Source organism: Phycicoccus sp. Soil803 (assembly GCF_001429685.1).
Classification (GTDB): domain Bacteria; phylum Actinomycetota; class Actinomycetes; order Actinomycetales; family Dermatophilaceae; genus Pedococcus.
This window is the reverse complement of record NZ_LMST01000001.1, coordinates 76,797-94,450: the sequence shown is the minus strand read 5'-3', so window position 1 is coordinate 94,450 and position 17,654 is coordinate 76,797. Positions and strand designations below refer to the sequence as shown.

Sequence of the window (17,654 nt, the reverse complement as noted above, 5' to 3'; positions counted from 1 at the left end):
CGCGGGGCGGCCAACGCGTCGCGGCCCGGCTCGGCCGACCAGCGGGGAACTGGCAAAAGGCGAGACTCTCGTCTTCGTGACCATCGACAATGTCCCCGTGACCGTCGACCGCACTGATCGAGAGGAGCCTGCCCAGACGACTGGGGCCGGCTTCCCGCCGATGCAGCCGTTGTCGTGGTCCCAGCCCGAAGAGGCCCCGGTCGTGGACCGCAGCCGGTGGAGCCGCCGGACACACTACGTGCTCTTCGCGCTGTCCGGCCTGTGCGTCGCCCTGGCCAGCCTTGTGTTCTTCGCTGGGGACACCTACTTCGTGGTGGACCGGATCCTGCCGCCCGCGTTGTGGTTCATGGCCATCTGCACGTTGCTGAACATGGCGACGTCGTTCGATGAGCGCCGGGGTCAACCCAGCTGGGGACTGCGCACCCTCGTCGGCGTCGTGCTCCTGTGGGTCGCCTTCGGAGTGCATACGGTGTGGTCGGCCAACACCGAAGACCTGTCGAGCGTGCGTTCGCCGGACGGTCGGTTCACCGCAGTCGTCACCGAAGGCACCTCCACGATCGAGCCGACCTGGGACGTGACCGTGCACCAGAACGCGGGCCTGCTCTCCCGCAGGTGGGACGCTGGCTGCATCAGTCGCGACGACCCCGCCATCGCCAACGACAGCCTCGTGTGGGTCGACGACACGACCTTCGAGGTCCGCACCGACAGCGGGCAACAGCTGAGGGCCACCCTCGACAACACCGGACGCCCGCTCAGCCGGGTGACGAACGACGACGCCAGCTGCCCATGACCAGACGGAACCAGCGAACGCATCGCTTCCCGTGGCTAGAGGCGACCCTCTGGGTGCTCGACGGGAACCAGCGCGCTCGCCGGTTCTACGAGCATCACGGCTGGCGCTCCGACGGCGCGGCGAAGGTCGACTGGTGCGGCGACGTCCGTCTCGACGAGGTCCGCTACCGGCACTCGCTCGCGGCCGAGCCCGCGTGAGCAACCGTTCCACCGGTCGCCAGGCGGCCTGACCCCGCATCGCTGCGCGCCCCCCGGGAGTGGCGAGAGCCGGCGACGCCGTTGCCAAGGGAGGGTAACGAGGGTCGACGGAGGGAGTCGGCCATGGTCCCGAGAAAGTTTGGTTAAACGCTTGACCACGCCGCATCCCAGCCTCTACGGTCTGATCAAGCGTTTAACCAAGGCGCCGATCACGACGAAGTGAGGACCTCGATGGAACTGGGGACGACGACCGCGCCGGTGTTCTTCCGGCCGCGCGACGCCTGGGTGGGCGACGTCATCCCGTTCGAGCAGGATGGCCAGTTCTGGCTCTACTACCTCCTTGAGCGCCGCGCCGACCCGCCCACCGGAATGCCCTGGCACCTCGTCACCACCCGCGACCTGGTGACCCTCACCGACCACGGCCTGGCCCTGGCCACCGGCACCGAGCCGGACGCCGCCGACCACAACTGCTACACCGGCAGCCTCGTCCAGGACGACCAGGGCCGTCACCACCTCTTCTACACCGCCCAGAACCCGGACGTCCTCGGTGCCGACGGACTACCGCTCCAACTCGTCGCCCACGCCACCAGCGACGACGGCCAGACCACCTGGACCAAGCACCCCGAGCACACCTTCGGCGCCACGCCCGGCTACCAGCCGTCGGACTGGCGCGACCCGTTCGTCTTCCGCCACCCGGATGGCCGCTGGCACATGCTCCTCGCCGCCCGCCACCAGGACGGGCCCGAACGACGTCGAGGTGTCGTCGCTCGGTGCGTGTCCGACGACCTCGTGACCTGGGCGGCGGCCGAGCCGTTCTGGGACCCGCGTCGCTACATCACCCACGAGTGCCCAGAGGTCTTCCAGTGGGGGGAGTGGTGGTACCTCGTCTACTCCGAGTTCTCCGACCGCTTCGTCACCCGCTACCGCATGGCCCGCAGCCCCGAGGGGCCGTGGCAGGTGCCCGCCCACGACACCCTCGACGGGCGAGCCTGGTATGCCGCGAAATCCGCAGCGCGCGCCGGGCGCCGGTTCTTCTTCGGCTGGATCGCCAGCCGCGAGGGGCAGACCGATGATGGTCCCTGGCAGTGGGCCGGCAGCCTTTCGACCCTGGAGGCGCTGCAGCGCGAGGACGGCACCCTGGCCCTGCGTCCGCCGGCCGAGCTGGTCGACAGCTTCAGCGAGGACCGCTCCGCCCAGCTCGGCCTGGCCAAGGGTGTCCTCGAGGCCCCCGACTCCTACGCCGCGACCATCTCCGAGCACGCCACCCCGCGCCAGTTCCACACCAGGGTGGTGCTCGACGTCGAGGCCGGCACCCGGGAGTTCGGCCTGCTGCTTCGCTGTTCGGAGGACGGCGACACCGGCTACGTGCTGCGGCTCGAGCCGCACGCCTCACGGATGGTGCTCGACCGCTGGCCCCGCAAGTCGACCGGAGCCGCGCAGTGGCAGGTCTCCGGCGATGTCCCGCAGTTCCTCGAGCTCGAGCGCCCGGTCGACCTGGCACCGGGTCGGCACGTCCTCGAAGCCCTGGTCGACGACGACCTCGCCGTCTTCACCCTCGACGGCGCCGTGACCCTGAGCACGCCCCTCTACGACCACCGACGCGGACGCCTCGGTGTGTTCGTCGGCGAGGGACGACTCGAGGTGGTCGAGGCGAACCTCAGCCAACGCCCACCGGTCACCGATCTCACCCGCGCAGCCGAGCCCGGTCTGCCGGGCCACACCCTCACCGACAACTCGTACGCCACCGACGACACCGCGCTCCCCGACGCACCTGCTCTGCCCTCCCGTTTGACCACGACCGATCCCGGCGCCACGGGGTCCGCTGCACGAAGGAGTGCACCATGAAGAAGGTTTCGCTGCTGGCCGCTGCCGTAGGCACCGCGCTGGCCATGACCGCCTGTGCTGGGGGGTCGACCGGCGCCGCGCCGGGCGACGTCAACCCCACCGGGGCGATCAAAGCACGAGAGATCTCGTGGCTGCTGTCCCGTCCGGCCAACGGCTCCGTCATCACCGTGATGAAGGGCCTGGCCGACGAGTACGCCGCCACCCATCCGGGCTTCTCGCTGAAGTTCATCACGACGCCAGATCGCCCCTCCTACATCCAGAAGCTCGAGACCCTGGCGGCGGCCAAGAAGCTCCCCGAGTTCTTCGACACCGATGCCACGCCCTACGCCCAGAAGCTCGCCAAGCAGGGCCAGATGGTCGACGCCGAGAAGCTCCTCAAGGACATCGGTCTCGACCAGAGCTACCGCCCCTCGGCCCTGGCCTACCAGCGCTTCGACGACGGCTCCCTCTACCTCCTGCCGTTCGAGTACGGCGCCGAGTACTTCTGGTACAACAAGGCGCTCTTCGCCAAGGCCGGTGTCGAGGTGCCCAAGACGCTCGACGACTTCCCCGCCGTGTGCGCCGCGCTCGCCAAGACGGGGGTGACGCCGATCGCGATGGCCGGCAAGGAGCAGTGGCCCCTGGAGCGCTGGATGGCCTACCAGCCGTTCCGACTCGAGGGACCGGCATACGTCGGGAAGCTCAAGAAGGGTGAGGCCAAGTTCAGCGACCCCGCAGGGGCCACCGCGGCGAAGTGGCTCGGCGAGCTCGGCACCTCCGGGTGCTTCCAGAAGGGCTTCTCCTCGGTCGGCTACACCGACGCCCAGAACCTGTTCACCTCCGGCAAGGCGGCGATCTACAACATGGGCACGTGGGAGCTGGGCAGCCTCGCCACCGACAAGCTCGACGCGGGGGTGCGCAACGACGTCGACTTCTTCACGCTGCCGACGGTCGCCGGTGCCAAGACCGCGGACAACGACTACGTCGCCCCGTCCGGAATCGGCATGGCGGTCAACACCAAGACCTACGACCCGCTGGTGCGCGACTTCCTCAAGTTCGCCCTCACGAAGTACCCGCAGCAGTACGCGGCCTCGGGTGCGCTGGCCCCCACCACCACCGAGGTGACCTTGCCGGCCAACGCAACTCCGTTGTACTCCAAGGCGATCGCGACGGCAGAGAAGGTCGGTGACGAGCTGGCGATGCCCTGGGACACCCAGCTGGACCCCACCACGAACACCCGCCTCCAGCAGGAGCTGGTGCTGCTCGTCCAGGGTGACGTGACTCCTGCGGAGTTCATCTCCACGATGGACACCACACTCGCCCAGAACGCGCCGAAGTACTTCAAGTAAGGCCGCAGTCGGTGGGCCGGGAGCTCCCGGCCCACCGACCCGGAAGGAGACCCCGTGCTTCCCTACCGCTCCCGGCTCTCAGTCGTCGGCTTCCTGCTCCCGCCCCTGCTCCTCTTCGGTGGCGCGGTGTTGCTGCCCATCGTGCAGTCGGTCTACCTGTCGCTCTTCTCGTGGGACGGGATCACCGACCGGGAGTTCGTCGGGCTGGAGAACTACCGGCACATGGTCGGCGGCGACCCGACGTTCTGGACGTCGTTCACCAACCAGCTCGGCTACCTGGCCGTCTGCCTCGTGCTGCAGCTCGGCGGAGCCCTCCTGGTGGCCTCGCTGCTGCTGACCATCACCAGGGGCCGCGAGGTCGTCAAGGTCCTCTACCTGCTCCCCGCAGTCATCTCGACGGTGGCGATCGGCCTACTCTTCCAACGGATCTACTCCTACGACCCGGTCGGGTTGCTCAACGGGGTCCTCGACGACCTCGGCCTCGGCTCGCTGAGCCGCCCATGGCTCTCGGACGTGCACACCGTCCTCGCGGCCGTGTCTGCACCGGAAGGCTGGCGGTTCGTGGGTCTCTACACGATCATCGTGTATGCCGCGTTGCTGGCGGTGCCGCGCGAGCTCGAGGAGGCTGCGCGCCTGGACGGCGCGAACGCGTGGCAGGTCTTCACGAAGATCCGGTTCCCGTACATCCGACCGGTCTGGGTGACGACGACGATCATGGCCACCACCTTCGCCCTGCGCGGGTTCGACATCCCCTACCTGCTCACCAACGGCGGGCCCGGCCAGGCGTCGGAGCTGGTGACGACCTACATGTACAAGACCGCCTTCACCAGCACGAACTACGGCTACGCCAGTGCGATGTCCGTCTTCATCGTCCTCGAGTGCCTGGTCGCGGTCGGCCTCATCTACCTGCTGCTCAACCGGAAGGCCGTGCGATGACCTCCTCGCCCACCGACACGTTGCCCAAGCCGGCCCCGGCCCACGGCGGACAGGTGCCTCCGTCGCGCCGTTCTCCGTCCAGGGTCCACGCCCGACGGCGCCGTCCCCTCAGGCCGGCCCAGGTCGTCTCGAGGGTGCTGCTCGGCGCGTTGCTGGTCGTGCAGGTCTACCCGCTGGTCTGGATCTTCCTGACCGCCGTTCGCGACGACGCCGACTTCGCGTCACACGGCGCCTTCGGCCTGCCTCAGTCGTTCACGCTCGACAACTTCGCCCGGGCGTTCGAGCAGGGCGACCTCGGGCGCAACATCCTCAACAGCCTGGTCGTCACGCTCGGCGCCTCGGCGCTCATCGTGGTGTGCGGGATGATGGGCGCCTACGCCATCCAGGTCCTCGGCTTCCGCGGGAGCCGGGTGGTCCGCGCGCTGTTCCTCGTCGGCATCATCGTCCCGGTGCAGGTCGCCCTCGTCCCACTCTTCGTCGACTACGCGAAGGTGGGCCTGCTGGACACCCACCTGTCGATGATCATCCCGCTCGCCGGCTTCTCGCTGCCGATGTCGCTCTACCTGTTCATGTCCTTCTTCCAGTACATCCCGCAGGAGATCTACGACGCCGCCTCGATCGACGGGGCCGGTCCGACGGCGATCTTCGCCCGGATCACGCTCCCCATGTCGGTCAACACGATCGTCACGGTCGTCATGATCAACAGCATCTTCATCTGGAACGACTTCGTCTTCGGCAACACCTTCGTGCTGTCGGAGGAGCTCAAGACGGTGCCGCTCGGGCTGCAGAACTACATCGGCGCGATGGGCAAGACCGACTGGACAGCGACCTTCGCGGCCGTGTGCGTCACGGTGACTCCGCTGTTGCTGGTGTTCCTCGTCCTCAACCGCGCCATGATGTACGGACTCGAGAGCGGAGCAACCAAGGGATGAGTGAAGGGCGAGGCGCCACCGCGGCGTCCAGCGATGGCACGGCAGCCGCGTCGCCCCCTCGGGCTGGCGCGGCGCGCGTGACGCTGCGCGACGTCAGTCGGCTGGCCGGCGTCTCCACCACCACGGTGTCGCACGTCATCAACAACAAGGTGGGGGCCCGGATCGGCGACGACGCGCGCCGCCGGGTGCGCGAGGCGGTGGCGGCACTCGGCTACCGGCCCAACGCGACGGCGGCCAACCTCGTGAAGGGGCAGTCGAGCTTCATCGGGCTGGTCGCCGACTCGATCGCCACGACGCCCTTTGCCGGACAGATCATCCGCGGCGCCCAGGACGAGGCCTGGCGGCTCGGCTACACGCTGCTCATCGCCAACACCGAGGACAACGCCGACGCCGAGGCCGAGGCGTTGGGGATGATGCTGGCCCACCAGGTCAGGGGGATCCTCTTCTCGACCTGGTACCACCGTGAGGTCACCCTTCCGGCCGGGCTGAGCGAGGTGGACCACGTCCTGGTCAACTGCTACGCCAGCGACGGCGTCCGGGCGGTCGTGCCGGACGAGGTGGGCGGTGGCCGCGCCGCGACGGAGCTGCTCCTCGCACAGGGACACCGGCGGATCGCGTTCCTCAACACGACGACGCCCTCCCCGGCTCGGCGCGGGCGCATCGCCGGGCACCGCGAGGCGATGGCTGTGGCGGGCATCGACGTGGACGACGAGCTGGTCATCGACACCGCTCCCGACCAGGAGGGCGGGTTCGTCGCGGGTCAGCGCCTGGCCGACCTCGGGGTCACGGGGGTGTGCTGCCACAACGACCGGGTCGCGATGGGGGTCTACGACGCGCTGCGCGAGCGCGGGCTGGCGGTGCCGGACGACGTGTCGGTGGTCGGTTTCGACAACCAGGAGGTGATCGCGGCCCACCTGCGGCCGCCCCTGTCGACCGTCGCCCTCCCACACTACGAGCTGGGGGTGCAGGGCGTCCGAGTCCTCATGGGGGTCGAGGACTTCCCGGCCGTGGGGCCGCTGCGGGTGGCCTGCCCGCCGATCGGTCGCTCGTCGGTGGCTCGGCCCCGGGTGGGGACAGCCTGAGATGGCGGCCGACGACGGTCGGCCCGCGCTGCACCTCACCGCGGACCGTGGCTGGGTGAACGACCCCCTCGCCCCGACCTGGGACGGCGAGCGCTACCACCTGTTCTTCCAGTACGTGCCTGACTCGCTCGAGTGGCGGCCGCACTGCCACTGGGGTCACGCGGTGTCGGACGACCTCGTGCACTGGGAGCACCGCGGCGTGGCGCTCGCCCCCGGCGAGGGCGACGACGGCGTCTGGTCCGGGTCGATGGTCCGGCGCCACGACGGCTACCGGATCTTCTACACGGCGATCTCCGCCGACGACCTGCCGATGGGCCGGGTGCGCTGGGCGGACAGCCCGGACCTGTCCCCTGGCTCCTGGGTGAAGGGAGACGTCGTCGTGACGGCCCCGCCGCACGTCGACGTCACCGCGTTCCGAGACCCCTTCGTCTACCGCGACGGACCGGTGTGGCGGATGCTCGTGGGCACCTCCATCGGCGGCACCGAGGCGGCGGCGACCTCGTTCTCCTCGCCGGACCTGGTGGAGTGGACCTATGAGGGAGTGGCGGCGTCGCGTCCCACGACCGACAGCGACCCCCTGTGGACCGGCACCCTGTGGGAGTGTCCGCAGCTGGTCACGGTCGGCGGCGCGGATGCGCTGGTCGTCTCGGTCTGGGCCGACGACGCGCTCCACCACGTCGCCGCAGCCCGCGGTTCGGCCGAGGGTCCGACCTTCACCCCGGAGCGTTGGCAACGGCTCACCTACGGACACGGCTACTACGCACCAGCTTCCTTCATGGATGCCCAGGGACAGCCCTGCCTCGTCTTCTGGATCCGCGGGCTGCTCGACCAGTCAGCCGGACGGGCCGGCGCGCTCAGCGTGGTGCACCGCCTCGAGCTCATCGACGACGCGTTGGTGCTGCGGCTGCACCCGGAGCTGACCTCCCAGGGCCGGGAGCGACGCAACGGGGCCAACGCAGCGGTTGCCGAGCCGGCCGACCTGACCGACGGCCCCGTCCGGCTCACCTCGCACGGCCAGGACCTGCTGTCGGTGTCCTACGTGGACGGCGCGGTGGTCGTGGTCGCGGGCACCGAAGGGGTCGCCATCGTCGCCTCACCCCGAGGGGTGCAGGTGCTGGTCGACGGACCGTGCATCGAGGTCCTGACCTCGGGCGGTGCCTTCGCCCATGCCCTCCCCGGCGCGACGTGGTGGGACGACCGTGCGCAGGGGGCCGACCTCCGCTGGGTCGACTAGGCCAGGCGGGCCGGCGTCGTCACCACGAGGTCGGCGCGAGCTCGGGTTGCCGCGACCAGCGCGGCGTTCGCCTGGTCGACGCGGTCCACCCAGAGGGCGGCGGCGTCGGGCTCCTTCCCGAACTCCACGTGCCGCGCCACCAACCGTTCGAGTCGGGTCGGATCGTCGAGGTCGCAGAACCAGACCTCGTCCATCGCCTCCCGCACCCGGTGCCACGCCGGCTCGTCCAGCAGCAGGTAGTTGCCCTCGGTGATCACCAGCCGGGCCGACGGGGGCACGGCCAGGGCTGCGGCGATCGGCTGCTCGAGGTCACGCTCGAAGCCTGGCGCGTAGACGGTCTCCGAGGTGTCGGTCCGCACCCGCTCCAGCATCGCGGCATACCCGGCGGCGTCGAACGTCTCCGGCGCACCCTTGCGGTCCCGCAGCCCGAGCCGGTCGAGCTGGGCGTCGGCGAGATGGAACCCGTCCATCGGCACGTGGGCCACCCAGTCCGCACCCGCGCCCTCCGGCGGGTGCTCCGCGAGCTCGGCCAGGAGCCGTTCGACCAGCGTGGTCTTCCCCGCACCAGGCGCCCCGGTGATCCCCAGGACCGCGCGACCGCCGCGGCCCAGTGCCGCGCGCGCCACCAGGCCGCGAGCCCGCTCGCCCAGCACCGCGAACTCGCCGAGGCTGCCGTCGTCGCCGGCTCCAGAAGTCATGTCCCCCATGCCATCACACCCAGATCGCGGCGGGTATGCCGTCCGCGAAGGTCTGCGGCGGATCGGGCAGCGGGTGGGCGTCACCGTTCATGCGACGAGCCGCCGTCCACGCAGCCGCGCAGGCGTCGAGGACGTCGTCCGCGGCATACCCACTGCCGTTGAGCACCGATGGTGAGGGGAGCCCTGCGGCGGCCAGCGCGGCGAGCCTTGCGACGCGGCCCTCGTCGGTCTTCTTGCCGGCCACGATCGGTGCCCCGGCCATGACCGCGAAGCTGAGCTCGGGGTGCGCCTCGATGACGGTGACGGTGGGCCGGCCGCGGACCCACGCGTCCACCTCGTCCACCTGGTCACGAGGCAGGCTGTCGGCGTCGTCCCACGCGATGGCCACGGCCGCGAGGTCGAGCGACTGGCGCACCGTCTCGACGAGGTCGGCGATGGTCGACGCGACCGCGATCCGCGGGCGGGGCGCGCCCGGCTCGAGGATGGCGCCGACCCAGCCCGCCGGGCACGCGTCCACGCCGAGCACCGGCACGATCACGTCGACCGGCGGGGACGGCCGCGGACCGTCGTCACCGGAAGCGCGGAGAGCGGCGCCGAGCCGCTCCAGCGTGGTCGCGAGGGCCGAGTAGGTCTCGTCGACCCGGGCCCGGTCAGCCACGCCGGCAGCGGCGAGCAGCTCCGCCAGGGCGGCCGCCTGCTCAGCCACCCGGGCCGCCAGCTCAGACGCCTCGTCCGCCACTGCCCACCACCTTCCGTCGCCGTGGGTGAAACCTGCCAGGGGTGAAACAGTGCCAGACACCGCTGCGCGGCGGCGGATCGGCGACTCGTCACCCCCGCCGCCAGCCGGGATCGCGAGTAGAGTCGAAGCCGAAGGCTGCCCTGGACCCGGTGGCGTGAAACCACCCCCAGGAGTCCGGGATGAGCACCCTTCCCCGCATCGTCGACCCTGCGCCGCTCGCGCCGCGCCCGCTCTACCCCGAGGTCGTGAGCGCCGTGCGCGCCGCCGGGCTGATGGACCGTCGACTCGGCCCCTACTTCGTCCACTTCGCCGTCAACACCCTCGGGCTGTTGGCCGTCCTGGCCGCCATGGTCGTCTGGCACCACTCGTGGTGGCTGGTGGCGTGGGCGGTGGTCCTGGCAGTCGTGTCGGTGCAGATCGGCTTCCTGGGGCACGACATCGCGCACCGCCAGGTCTCGCGGCGGGCCAGGACGGCCGCGCTGCTCGGCCTCGTGCACGCGAACCTGCTCAGCGGCCTAAGCTACGGCTGGTGGGTGGACAAGCACAACGCCCACCACGCCCACCCGAACGACCTCGAGACCGACCCCGACGTCCGTGCTGGGGTGCTGATCTTCGACATCAGCCAGGCCCGCGAACGCCGTGGCCTGGCTGCCCTGGTGACCCGCCACCAGGCCTGGCTGTTCTTCCCGATGCTCACCTTCGAAGCCGTGAACCTCTACATCGCCGGCATCCGGTCGCTGGCCCGCCCCGGTCTGCAGCACCGCCCGGCCGAGGTCGCGCTCATCGGAGCCCACACCGCGGCATACCTCGTCGTGGTCGTCACCACGATGTCGTGGCTCCAAGGGCTCGTCTTCATGGCGGTGCACCAGGGCCTGCGCGGCCTCTACCTCGGGGTCTCGTTCGCGCCCAACCACAAGGGCATGCCGGTCCTGTCGCGCGCCGACGAGGCCGACCCGTTCCTGCGGCAGGTGCTGACCTCACGCAACATCCATGGCGGGCCGTTCGTTGACTGGGCGCTCGGCGGGCTCAACTACCAGATCGAGCACCACCTCTTCCCGAGCATGCCGCGCGCGAACCTCCCGAAGGCGCAGCGCATCGTCCACTCCGTCTGCGAACGCCACGACGTGCCCTACGTCGAGGCCACCGCGCGTGCCTCGTATGCCGAGGTGTTGCGTCACCTGCACGCCGTCGGGGCCCCGCTGCGCGCGGGTGGGTGACCGGCCCTCAGCGGGCGACGCTGAGACCGAGCCAGGCGGCGAGGTCCTCGACCTCCCGGTCGACGGCCTGGCGGACGGCGGAGCTGAACGGCGCGTCCTCGTGCACTGCGGCGACGCGCAGCACCCCGGCCGCGAGGTCGGCGCTGGCGTCGAGCTTCCCGACGAGGTGGTCGCCGTGCAGGATCGGCATCGCCCAGTAGCCCCAGCGGCGCTTGTCGACCGGCTTGTACATCTCCAGCTGGTAGTCGTAGCCGAACAGCTCGGTCATCCGCTTGCGGTCGAAGACCAACCGGTCCAGGGGCGACAGCAGCGCCGTGCGACCGCGGAACGGCTCGCCGAGGTGGTCGAGCTGGGCCGGGTCGACCCGCCACTGCCCGCGCAGCCCCTCGACGACCGCGGCCTCCCCCACCGACCCGACGTCGTTCGGCTCGGCGGAGACCTCGACCGCCTTGGCCCGCGCGATCCCGAGCGCGGAGAGCCTGCGGCGTCCCCGTTCGACCGACGCCTCCACGGCCGGGACGGCAGGCACCAGGGCGTCGTCGGGGTAGATCCGCGCGGCCAGGTCCCACTGCCGCTCACGTCCCTCACGGCTCGCGACGGCGACCTCCCCGCGGGCTTCCATGAAGTCGAGCATCCGCTGGGTGTTCTTGTTGTTGGTCCACCCCGTCGAGCGCCACGGGACGACACACGAGTCGGGCAGCCGTCGCGCCGAGAGGGGCGCCTCCGCCTCGAGCTGGTCGAGGATGTCGAGGCGGCACTCGTCGTTGGCCGACACCCACTCGGCGACGTCCATCTGCCAGTCGCGCAGCGGCTCCGGCCCCGGCCACTGCGCCATCTCGGCTCGGTAGAGCGCGATGTCCTCGGCCGGGCGCAGGAACCCCCGCAGCTCCACGACGACCCGCTCCTGGAACAGGTCGTCGAGGTCGCCGAGCGCGTAGCCGCCACCCAGCCGGCTCCAGCAGACCAGGTCGGCGCTGGGCGCGACGGCCGCCGTGAGGTCGACCTGCACCGCCCCCAGCCGACGCACCACGTTGAGCAGGTCCGTGGGCCGGGGCTCGTCGAGCAGCTGCGCCCGCACCGCGATCCGCCGGGCGTCGGCCCGCGACAGCCGGTGCTCGCTCACGTCGACCCCGTCAGCCGCGGCCGGACTCGAGGGCGAGCCGGCGGTCCAGCACCTTCGCGAGGTAGTTCATCTGCTCCACGTGGGCCGAGTCGCCGTCGGTCTGGCGCACCGCGGGGCCGACCGCGTCGGTGATGATCGCCACGGCATACCCGTCGACGATGCCCATCTGCCGGGTGACGGTGTCGCTGCGCAGCCAGCCGCCCTTGAACGGTCCGGCGCCGATCGTGCCCAGCCCCCAGCGGTGTGCTGCGATCGGTCGCATCGACGACAGGATGTAGGCGCTCGCTGCCTTGGACACCACCCGTCCCGAGCTGAGCGCGGCCATGAACCGCACCTGCTCACGGATGGTCCACTGCATCCCGCCCTGCGACGCGTCGGGGGCGACCGTGCGGGTGTCGCCGATCGACCGCAGCACCTTCGTGATGGCGGCGCCCGGGCTGCCGGGGATGTCCTCGCGCAGGGCGATGACGGCATTCATGTCGGAGGCGGTGAGGGCGGCCGTGACCCAGCGCTTCTGCTGGGCGCTGGCCTTGGCCGGGTCGCCGTCGCAGGCCGTGTCGAGGAAGGCTGCGACGACCAGCACCTTCGACGTCGACCAGGCCTTGTAGCTCGAGACCGAGCCCTCGACCGTGACGTTGCCGGGGTTGCTCAGCGGCGCGAAGGCGAAGGCGTCGTTGGTGTCGCCCTTGAGGCTGGTGCGCGGCTTAGCGGCCGACGGCTTGGGGGCGGACGGTGTGCTCGAGGGCTTGGGCTTCACCGGCTTCACCGTGGTCGTCCTCGTGCGGCTCGGGGTGGTCGTCGCCGTGGTCGGCGCGGCGGTGGTGCTGGTCGCCGGCGGGGCCGCGGGCGTCGGGCTCGCGGCCCGGGGGGTCTGGGTCGCGCCTGCGCACGCGCTGAGCGCGAGACAGGCTGCTGCCAACCAGACGGTATGCCGCATGGTCACCGAGGGTAACCCGCGCTCGCGTCCGCCCGCGTCTCGGAGATAATCGCGCCGTGCCCTACCTCGTGAAGCAGAGCCATCGGGCTCGACCCGTGCGAGGGCCGATTCCGCCCGACCCGCGGCTGCCCCGGGCGTGCGTCATCGGCGCCGGCTCCTCCGGCCTCGCGGCGGCGAAGGCGCTCTACACCGCACGAGTCCCCTTCGACTGCTTCGAGCGCGGCAGCGTCATCGGCGGCAACTGGGTCTACGACAACCCGAACGGGCTGTCCGCCTGCTACGAGACGTTGGAGATCAACACGTCCGGCCCGCGGATGGCCTTCTCCGACTTCCCGATGCCCGCCGACTACCCGCCCTACGCACGCCACGACCAGGTCGCCGCCTACTTCAACGCCTACGTCGACCACTTCGGGTTCCGGGACCAGATCACGTTCCACACCACCGTGACCGACGTCGCGCGCGGCGCCGGCGACAGCTGGCTGGTCTCCACCACGGGCCCCGACGGTGACCACGTGCGGGAGTACGACGCCGTCCTCGTCGCGAACGGCCACCACTGGGACCCGCGCTGGCCCAACCCGCCCTACCCCGGCGGGTTCGACGGCGAGCAGATCCACGCGCACGACTACCGCTCGGGTGCCCAGCTGGCCGGTCGGGACGTCGTCGTCGTGGGGTCGGGCAACTCGGCGCTCGACATCGCCGTCGAGGCCGGCACGGTGGCCCGGTCGGCCAACCTCTCGCAGCGCCGGGGACAGTGGGTGCTGCGCAAGTTCGCCCTCGGGCGTCCCGCCGACCAGGTCGCGCTGCCCGGGTGGCTGCCCTGGTGGGCCACGGCGCTGCGGCTGCGGATCGGGGCGCTGCTGTCCGGCAACGTCGCGAAGCTCGGCCTGCCGCAGCCCCACCACAAGCCCGGTCAGTCCCATCCGGTGCAGTCCGAGGGGATCCGCGACGCCCTCCGGGCCGGCCGGGTCGTCCCGCGCCCGGCGATCGAGCGGCTGGACGGCGACCACGTCGTCTTCGCCGACGGCAGCCGGGTGCCGGCCGACCTGATCGTCTGGGCGACCGGCTACCAGGTGAGCTTCCCGTTCCTCGACCCCGCGCTGGTCTCGGCCAAGGACAACGACCTGCCGCTGTGGAAGCGGACCATCCACCCCGACCTGCCCGGGCTCTTCTTCATCGGGTTGGTGCAGCCGGTCGGCGCCGTCATGCCGCTGGCGCAGGCGCAGGGGGAGTGGGTCGCCCAGCTCCTCATCGGCCGCTACGCGCCACCGCCGGACAGCGAGATCCGTCGGCAGATGCGGGCCGACCACGAGCGCAACAAGCGGCAGTTCTACTCCTCGGTGCGGCACACCATGGAGGTCGACTTCGACCACTACCTGTGGGACCTGCGCCGCGAGCTGCGCCGTGGGTTCGACCGGGCGAAGGCCGCCGCCCGCAGCCGCGCCTGACAGGATCGAGCCCATGGCTTCCAAGGCGCAGAAGTACCCGGACCTGTGGGTCGACCCCGAGGAGGACCCTCGCGAGACGGCGACCTCCTCCGCGACCGACGAGCGCAGCGTCCTCCTCGATTACCTCCGGCACTTCCGGCTCACCTTCGAGATGAAGTGCGAAGGTCTCGACGCCGAGCAGCTGGCCCGCCGCTCGGTGGAGCCGTCGACGATGTCGCTGCTGGGGCTCCTGCGCCACCTCGCTGCGGTCGAGCAGACCTGGTTCCGGATCACGATGGCGAACGAGGACGTCCCCCGGCTTTGGGGCAAGGACGACGACCGCGATGCCGACTTCGACCAGGCGGTGGCTGACGAGGCCGTCGTCGCCGAGGCCTGGGCGGCGTGGCGCCGTGAGGTGGCGTATGCCGTGGAGTTCGTCGAGCGCGCAGAGTCCCTCGAGCTGCTCAGCACCCACGCGACCCGTGGGCCGATCACGTTGCGCGAGCTGCTGGTCCACATGATCGAGGAGTACGCCCGGCACTGCGGTCACGCCGACCTGATCCGCGAGCGCATCGACGGCCGCACCGGCCAGTAGCCCCGGTTCGATGTAAACGCGCCCGGAATCTCCGGCGGGTTTACCTCGAACCGGCGGCAGGCACTGGTCAGGGGCGGATCTCGCAGACCGCCCGGAAGCCATAGCCTGTGCAGCGTGAGCACCGAGCCCGCAGCACCCGAACCGACCACCGTGCACGACGCGGTGCAGCGGTATGCCGCGATGCAGCCAGACCTGCGCGTGCCCACCGAACAGTTCGTCGCGCTCGTCACCTCGCTGCTCGACGACGCCGGCATCAACTACGTCAGCGTCACCGGTCGCACCAAGTCGGTGGCCTCGTTCGCGGCCAAGGCGTCCCGCACCCTCGACGGCGAGCCGGTCTACTCCGACCCGCTGACCGAGATCACCGACCAGCTCGGCGTGCGCGTCGTGACCTACCTCCACGGCGACGTCGACGCGGTGGCCGGTCTGCTCTCCGACCAGTTCAGCGTCCTCGACGACCGCGACATGGGTCGCGAGACGGCCCGGCAGGGCCGGTTCGGCTACTCCAGCCGCCACCTGCTCGTGGCGGTCGACCCCGTCAAGGGCGTGCCCGCGGCATACGAGACCCTGAAGGGGCGCAGCGCCTCGGTGCAGGTGCGCACGATCCTGCAGCACGCGTGGGCCGAGTTCGAGCACGACGTGCGCTACAAGGGGACCATCCCCGAGGAGCACGTGCCCGACCTCGACCGGCGGTTCACCCTGGCGGCGGGTTTGCTCGAGCTGGCCGACCGGGAGTTCTCCGAGATCCGCGACACGCTCCAGGCGACCATGGGTGGGCAGCGGCTCACCATCGACGAGGACGATCCGCGGATCAGCGCCTCCGACCTCGCGACCTTCCTCGCCGGGCAGTTCCAGGACGCCGGCTGGTCGCGCACCGACCACTACGCGTGGATCTCCGGGCTGCTGCTCGAGCTGGGCATCACCTCGCTCGACGAGCTCGGCGGGCTGCTGTCGTCGATCGACCTCGAGGGCATCAACGCGCGGATGGGCTACCGCTACCCTGCCGGTGCGGTGCGCCGCCTCGACGACGCGCTGCTCGCGGTCTACGGCTCGCGCTACCTCGCACTGCACGGCAACGGGCACCGGGAGGCCGCCCTGCGGGCCAGGCTCGACAAGCTCCGCGCGGTCTGAGTCCCCCCTGTTGGAAGCGTTCCTTCCGGAGGTCCGGAAGGAACGGCACCGACCCGAGGTGGGCTAAAGCGCCGCGAGCAGGGTGCGGGCCTCCTCCAGACGGCCGCGCTCCCGCTCCAGCAATGCGCGCCGGTCGGCCGCCTTGTCGGCCTGCTCGGCGACCCGGCGGGCGGCGAGCACGTCGAGCTCGACGGTGGTCCAGTCCTCGCACGCCTGCAGGATCTGCGGCCCGTCGCGCCGCCACACCTCCTGCTGGGCCTCGAGGTCGGCCAGCCGCGCGCGGGCGGTCGAGAGCTCCGCGGCGTACTCGGTCGAGAGTCGTGCGTGGGCCACCGGCCCGACGGTGCCCTGGTCGCGCCCGGCGTCGAGCCGGCGCTGGTAGGCCTCGAGATCGGCCACCGTCGAGCGGGCCTGCGCCAGGTCGTGGACCAGCTCGGGGAGCAGCACCGAGGCGGCCACCCGCAGCCGGACGATCCGCGTCTCGTCGGCGGCGAGGTGTCCGGCCAGCCCGCTCAGCTCGGCCGTCTCCAGCTCGAGGAACAGCTCGAGCAGCCCCACCTCCTGCGCGAGCCGGGCCACCTGGGCCGGCAGCTGCCGCACCCGGTCGCGCACGTCGAGGAACGGACGCATCACCCACTCGCGCAGGTCGGAGGACCGGTCGGTGGTGCGGTGCTGCACGTCCTTGATCCGACGCTGGAGGGTGCCACCCAGCCCGGTCAGCCCGGTCAGCCCGGCCGGGGCCTCGGGCGGCGCGGCCTCTCCGGTCGCGGAGCCCGTCTCGACCTCGACCGCGTGCACGTCGACCTGCAGGATCGCGTCGACGACCTGCCCGAGCTGGGCCACCCGGCCGAGGACCGTCTTCCACGCCGCCGTGCGCCAGCGCACATCGGCCAGGACCTTGAGGTCCTTGCGGATCCGGGTCGCGTCGACCGCTCCGTCGGGCGACTGCCGCTGCTTCTCCGCGAGGTCACTGATCCGCTCCAGCTCGGCCAGGTAGGCCTGGAACTCGCCGGAGGCCGAGGTCACGAAGGCGGCCCAGGTGCTCAGCGGCACCCCGGTCTGCTGCTTGACGTACTGGCTGGCCAGCCCCTTGACCGCGCGCACCGCCCCGGCGATCGGCAGCCCCACCAGCCCGAAACCGCTCATCGCCTGCGTCCCGCCACCGGCCCCACCCTGGGTGACCATGGCCAGGGCCTCCTCCAGCGACTCGAGCGTCTCGGCGACTTCCGCGCAGTCGGCCTGCACCGCCGCCACCGTGCGCCGCAGCGCGAGGAAGCTGGTCTGCACCACCATGGAGTCGCGCACCGCCAGCACGTCGCCGGTCATGGGCCCACGCCAACCATCCGGCTCGCCCCGTCGACGACCGGTGCGAGTGCCTGCGGTTGCCATCCGGTGGGACAGCTGGTGGGTGGCGGGCTCCCAGTGGCCATGTTTCTCATTGTCCAC

The 17,654-nt window shown here is 71.1% G+C and carries 18 protein-coding genes; 13 read left to right on the top strand and 5 right to left on the bottom strand.

Translation table 11 applies throughout. The features are described from left to right. Positions 1-76 precede the first annotated feature (76 nt). The 8 genes from ASG95_RS00415 (at position 77) to ASG95_RS00380 (ending at position 8,344) form a co-directional block, all read left to right on the top strand. A complete protein-coding gene (locus ASG95_RS00415) occupies positions 77-790 on the top strand; it encodes a hypothetical protein (protein ID WP_157581661.1) in 714 nt (237 codons plus the stop codon). After that, a complete protein-coding gene (locus ASG95_RS21685) occupies positions 787-987 on the top strand; it encodes a hypothetical protein (protein ID WP_057376153.1) in 201 nt (66 codons plus the stop codon). Before ASG95_RS00415 ends, ASG95_RS21685 begins: the two co-directional genes overlap by 4 nt. A 231-nt stretch (positions 988-1,218) precedes the next feature. Then, the gene (locus ASG95_RS00405; protein WP_082592225.1) at positions 1,219-2,832 is read left to right on the top strand and encodes a glycoside hydrolase family 32 protein; all 1,614 of its coding nucleotides are present in this window, start codon (positions 1,219-1,221) and stop codon (positions 2,830-2,832) included. Beyond that, positions 2,829-4,160, top strand: coding sequence for an ABC transporter substrate-binding protein (locus tag ASG95_RS00400; protein WP_057376152.1), 1,332 nt, complete (start codon positions 2,829-2,831; stop codon positions 4,158-4,160). The genes ASG95_RS00405 and ASG95_RS00400 overlap by 4 nt, the downstream gene beginning before the upstream one ends. Positions 4,161-4,214: 54 nt before the next feature. Then, positions 4,215-5,096 carry a carbohydrate ABC transporter permease gene (locus ASG95_RS00395; protein WP_057376151.1) on the top strand — a complete coding sequence of 294 codons (882 nt, stop codon included), beginning with the start codon at positions 4,215-4,217 and terminating at the stop codon, positions 5,094-5,096. Next, positions 5,093-6,028: a carbohydrate ABC transporter permease gene (locus tag ASG95_RS00390; RefSeq protein WP_057376150.1), complete on the top strand. Its 936-nt coding sequence runs from the start codon at positions 5,093-5,095 to the stop codon at positions 6,026-6,028. The genes ASG95_RS00395 and ASG95_RS00390 overlap by 4 nt, the downstream gene beginning before the upstream one ends. Next, positions 6,025-7,110 carry a LacI family DNA-binding transcriptional regulator gene (locus ASG95_RS00385; RefSeq protein WP_082592224.1) on the top strand — a complete coding sequence of 362 codons (1,086 nt, stop codon included), beginning with the start codon at positions 6,025-6,027 and terminating at the stop codon, positions 7,108-7,110. The genes ASG95_RS00390 and ASG95_RS00385 overlap by 4 nt, the downstream gene beginning before the upstream one ends. A gap of 1 nt (position 7,111) precedes the next feature. Beyond that, positions 7,112-8,344: a glycoside hydrolase family 32 protein gene (locus ASG95_RS00380; protein ID WP_057376148.1), complete on the top strand. Its 1,233-nt coding sequence runs from the start codon at positions 7,112-7,114 to the stop codon at positions 8,342-8,344. Here the strand turns inward: ASG95_RS00380 and ASG95_RS00375 are convergent. After that, positions 8,341-9,042 (bottom strand): nucleoside/nucleotide kinase family protein, encoded by a 702-nt coding sequence (locus tag ASG95_RS00375; protein ID WP_082592981.1) that lies wholly within the window; start codon positions 9,040-9,042, stop codon positions 8,341-8,343. The two genes, ASG95_RS00380 and ASG95_RS00375, sit on opposite strands and share 4 nt — an antisense overlap. A gap of 13 nt (positions 9,043-9,055) precedes the next feature. Then, positions 9,056-9,781: a DUF429 domain-containing protein gene (locus ASG95_RS00370; RefSeq protein WP_057376147.1), complete on the bottom strand. Its 726-nt coding sequence runs from the start codon at positions 9,779-9,781 to the stop codon at positions 9,056-9,058. Between the two features lie 179 nt (positions 9,782-9,960). On the opposite strand from ASG95_RS00370, the gene ASG95_RS00365 reads away from it, so the two are divergent. Then, a complete protein-coding gene (locus ASG95_RS00365; RefSeq protein WP_057376146.1) occupies positions 9,961-10,998 on the top strand; it encodes an acyl-CoA desaturase in 1,038 nt (345 codons plus the stop codon). 7 nt (positions 10,999-11,005) lie between these two features. Here the strand turns inward: ASG95_RS00365 and ASG95_RS00360 are convergent, their stop codons facing one another. Further along, a complete protein-coding gene (locus tag ASG95_RS00360; protein WP_057376145.1) occupies positions 11,006-12,121 on the bottom strand; it encodes a DNA glycosylase AlkZ-like family protein in 1,116 nt (371 codons plus the stop codon). Between the two features lie 10 nt (positions 12,122-12,131). Continuing rightward, positions 12,132-12,878, bottom strand: a complete 747-nt coding sequence (locus ASG95_RS00355) for a hypothetical protein (RefSeq protein ID WP_157581660.1) — start codon at positions 12,876-12,878, stop codon at positions 12,132-12,134. Here ASG95_RS00355 and ASG95_RS00350 point away from each other — a divergent pair. The 4 genes from ASG95_RS00350 (at position 12,856) to ASG95_RS00335 (ending at position 16,208) form a co-directional block, all read left to right on the top strand. Beyond that, a complete protein-coding gene (locus ASG95_RS00350) occupies positions 12,856-13,107 on the top strand; it encodes a hypothetical protein (protein ID WP_157581659.1) in 252 nt (83 codons plus the stop codon). The genes ASG95_RS00355 and ASG95_RS00350 overlap by 23 nt on opposite strands. A 7-nt stretch (positions 13,108-13,114) precedes the next feature. After that, a complete protein-coding gene (locus tag ASG95_RS00345; protein WP_057376142.1) occupies positions 13,115-14,503 on the top strand; it encodes an NAD(P)/FAD-dependent oxidoreductase in 1,389 nt (462 codons plus the stop codon). Between the two features lie 13 nt (positions 14,504-14,516). Beyond that, a complete protein-coding gene (locus tag ASG95_RS00340) occupies positions 14,517-15,077 on the top strand; it encodes a DinB family protein (protein ID WP_056921425.1) in 561 nt (186 codons plus the stop codon). 114 nt (positions 15,078-15,191) lie between these two features. Beyond that, the gene (locus ASG95_RS00335; RefSeq protein ID WP_304438258.1) at positions 15,192-16,208 is read left to right on the top strand and encodes a GTP pyrophosphokinase family protein; all 1,017 of its coding nucleotides are present in this window, start codon (positions 15,192-15,194) and stop codon (positions 16,206-16,208) included. Positions 16,209-16,271: 63 nt separating this feature from the next. Here the strand turns inward: ASG95_RS00335 and ASG95_RS00330 are convergent, their stop codons facing one another. After that, positions 16,272-17,534: a hypothetical protein gene (locus tag ASG95_RS00330; RefSeq protein ID WP_057376141.1), complete on the bottom strand. Its 1,263-nt coding sequence runs from the start codon at positions 17,532-17,534 to the stop codon at positions 16,272-16,274. Between the last annotated feature and the right edge of the window lie 120 nt (positions 17,535-17,654).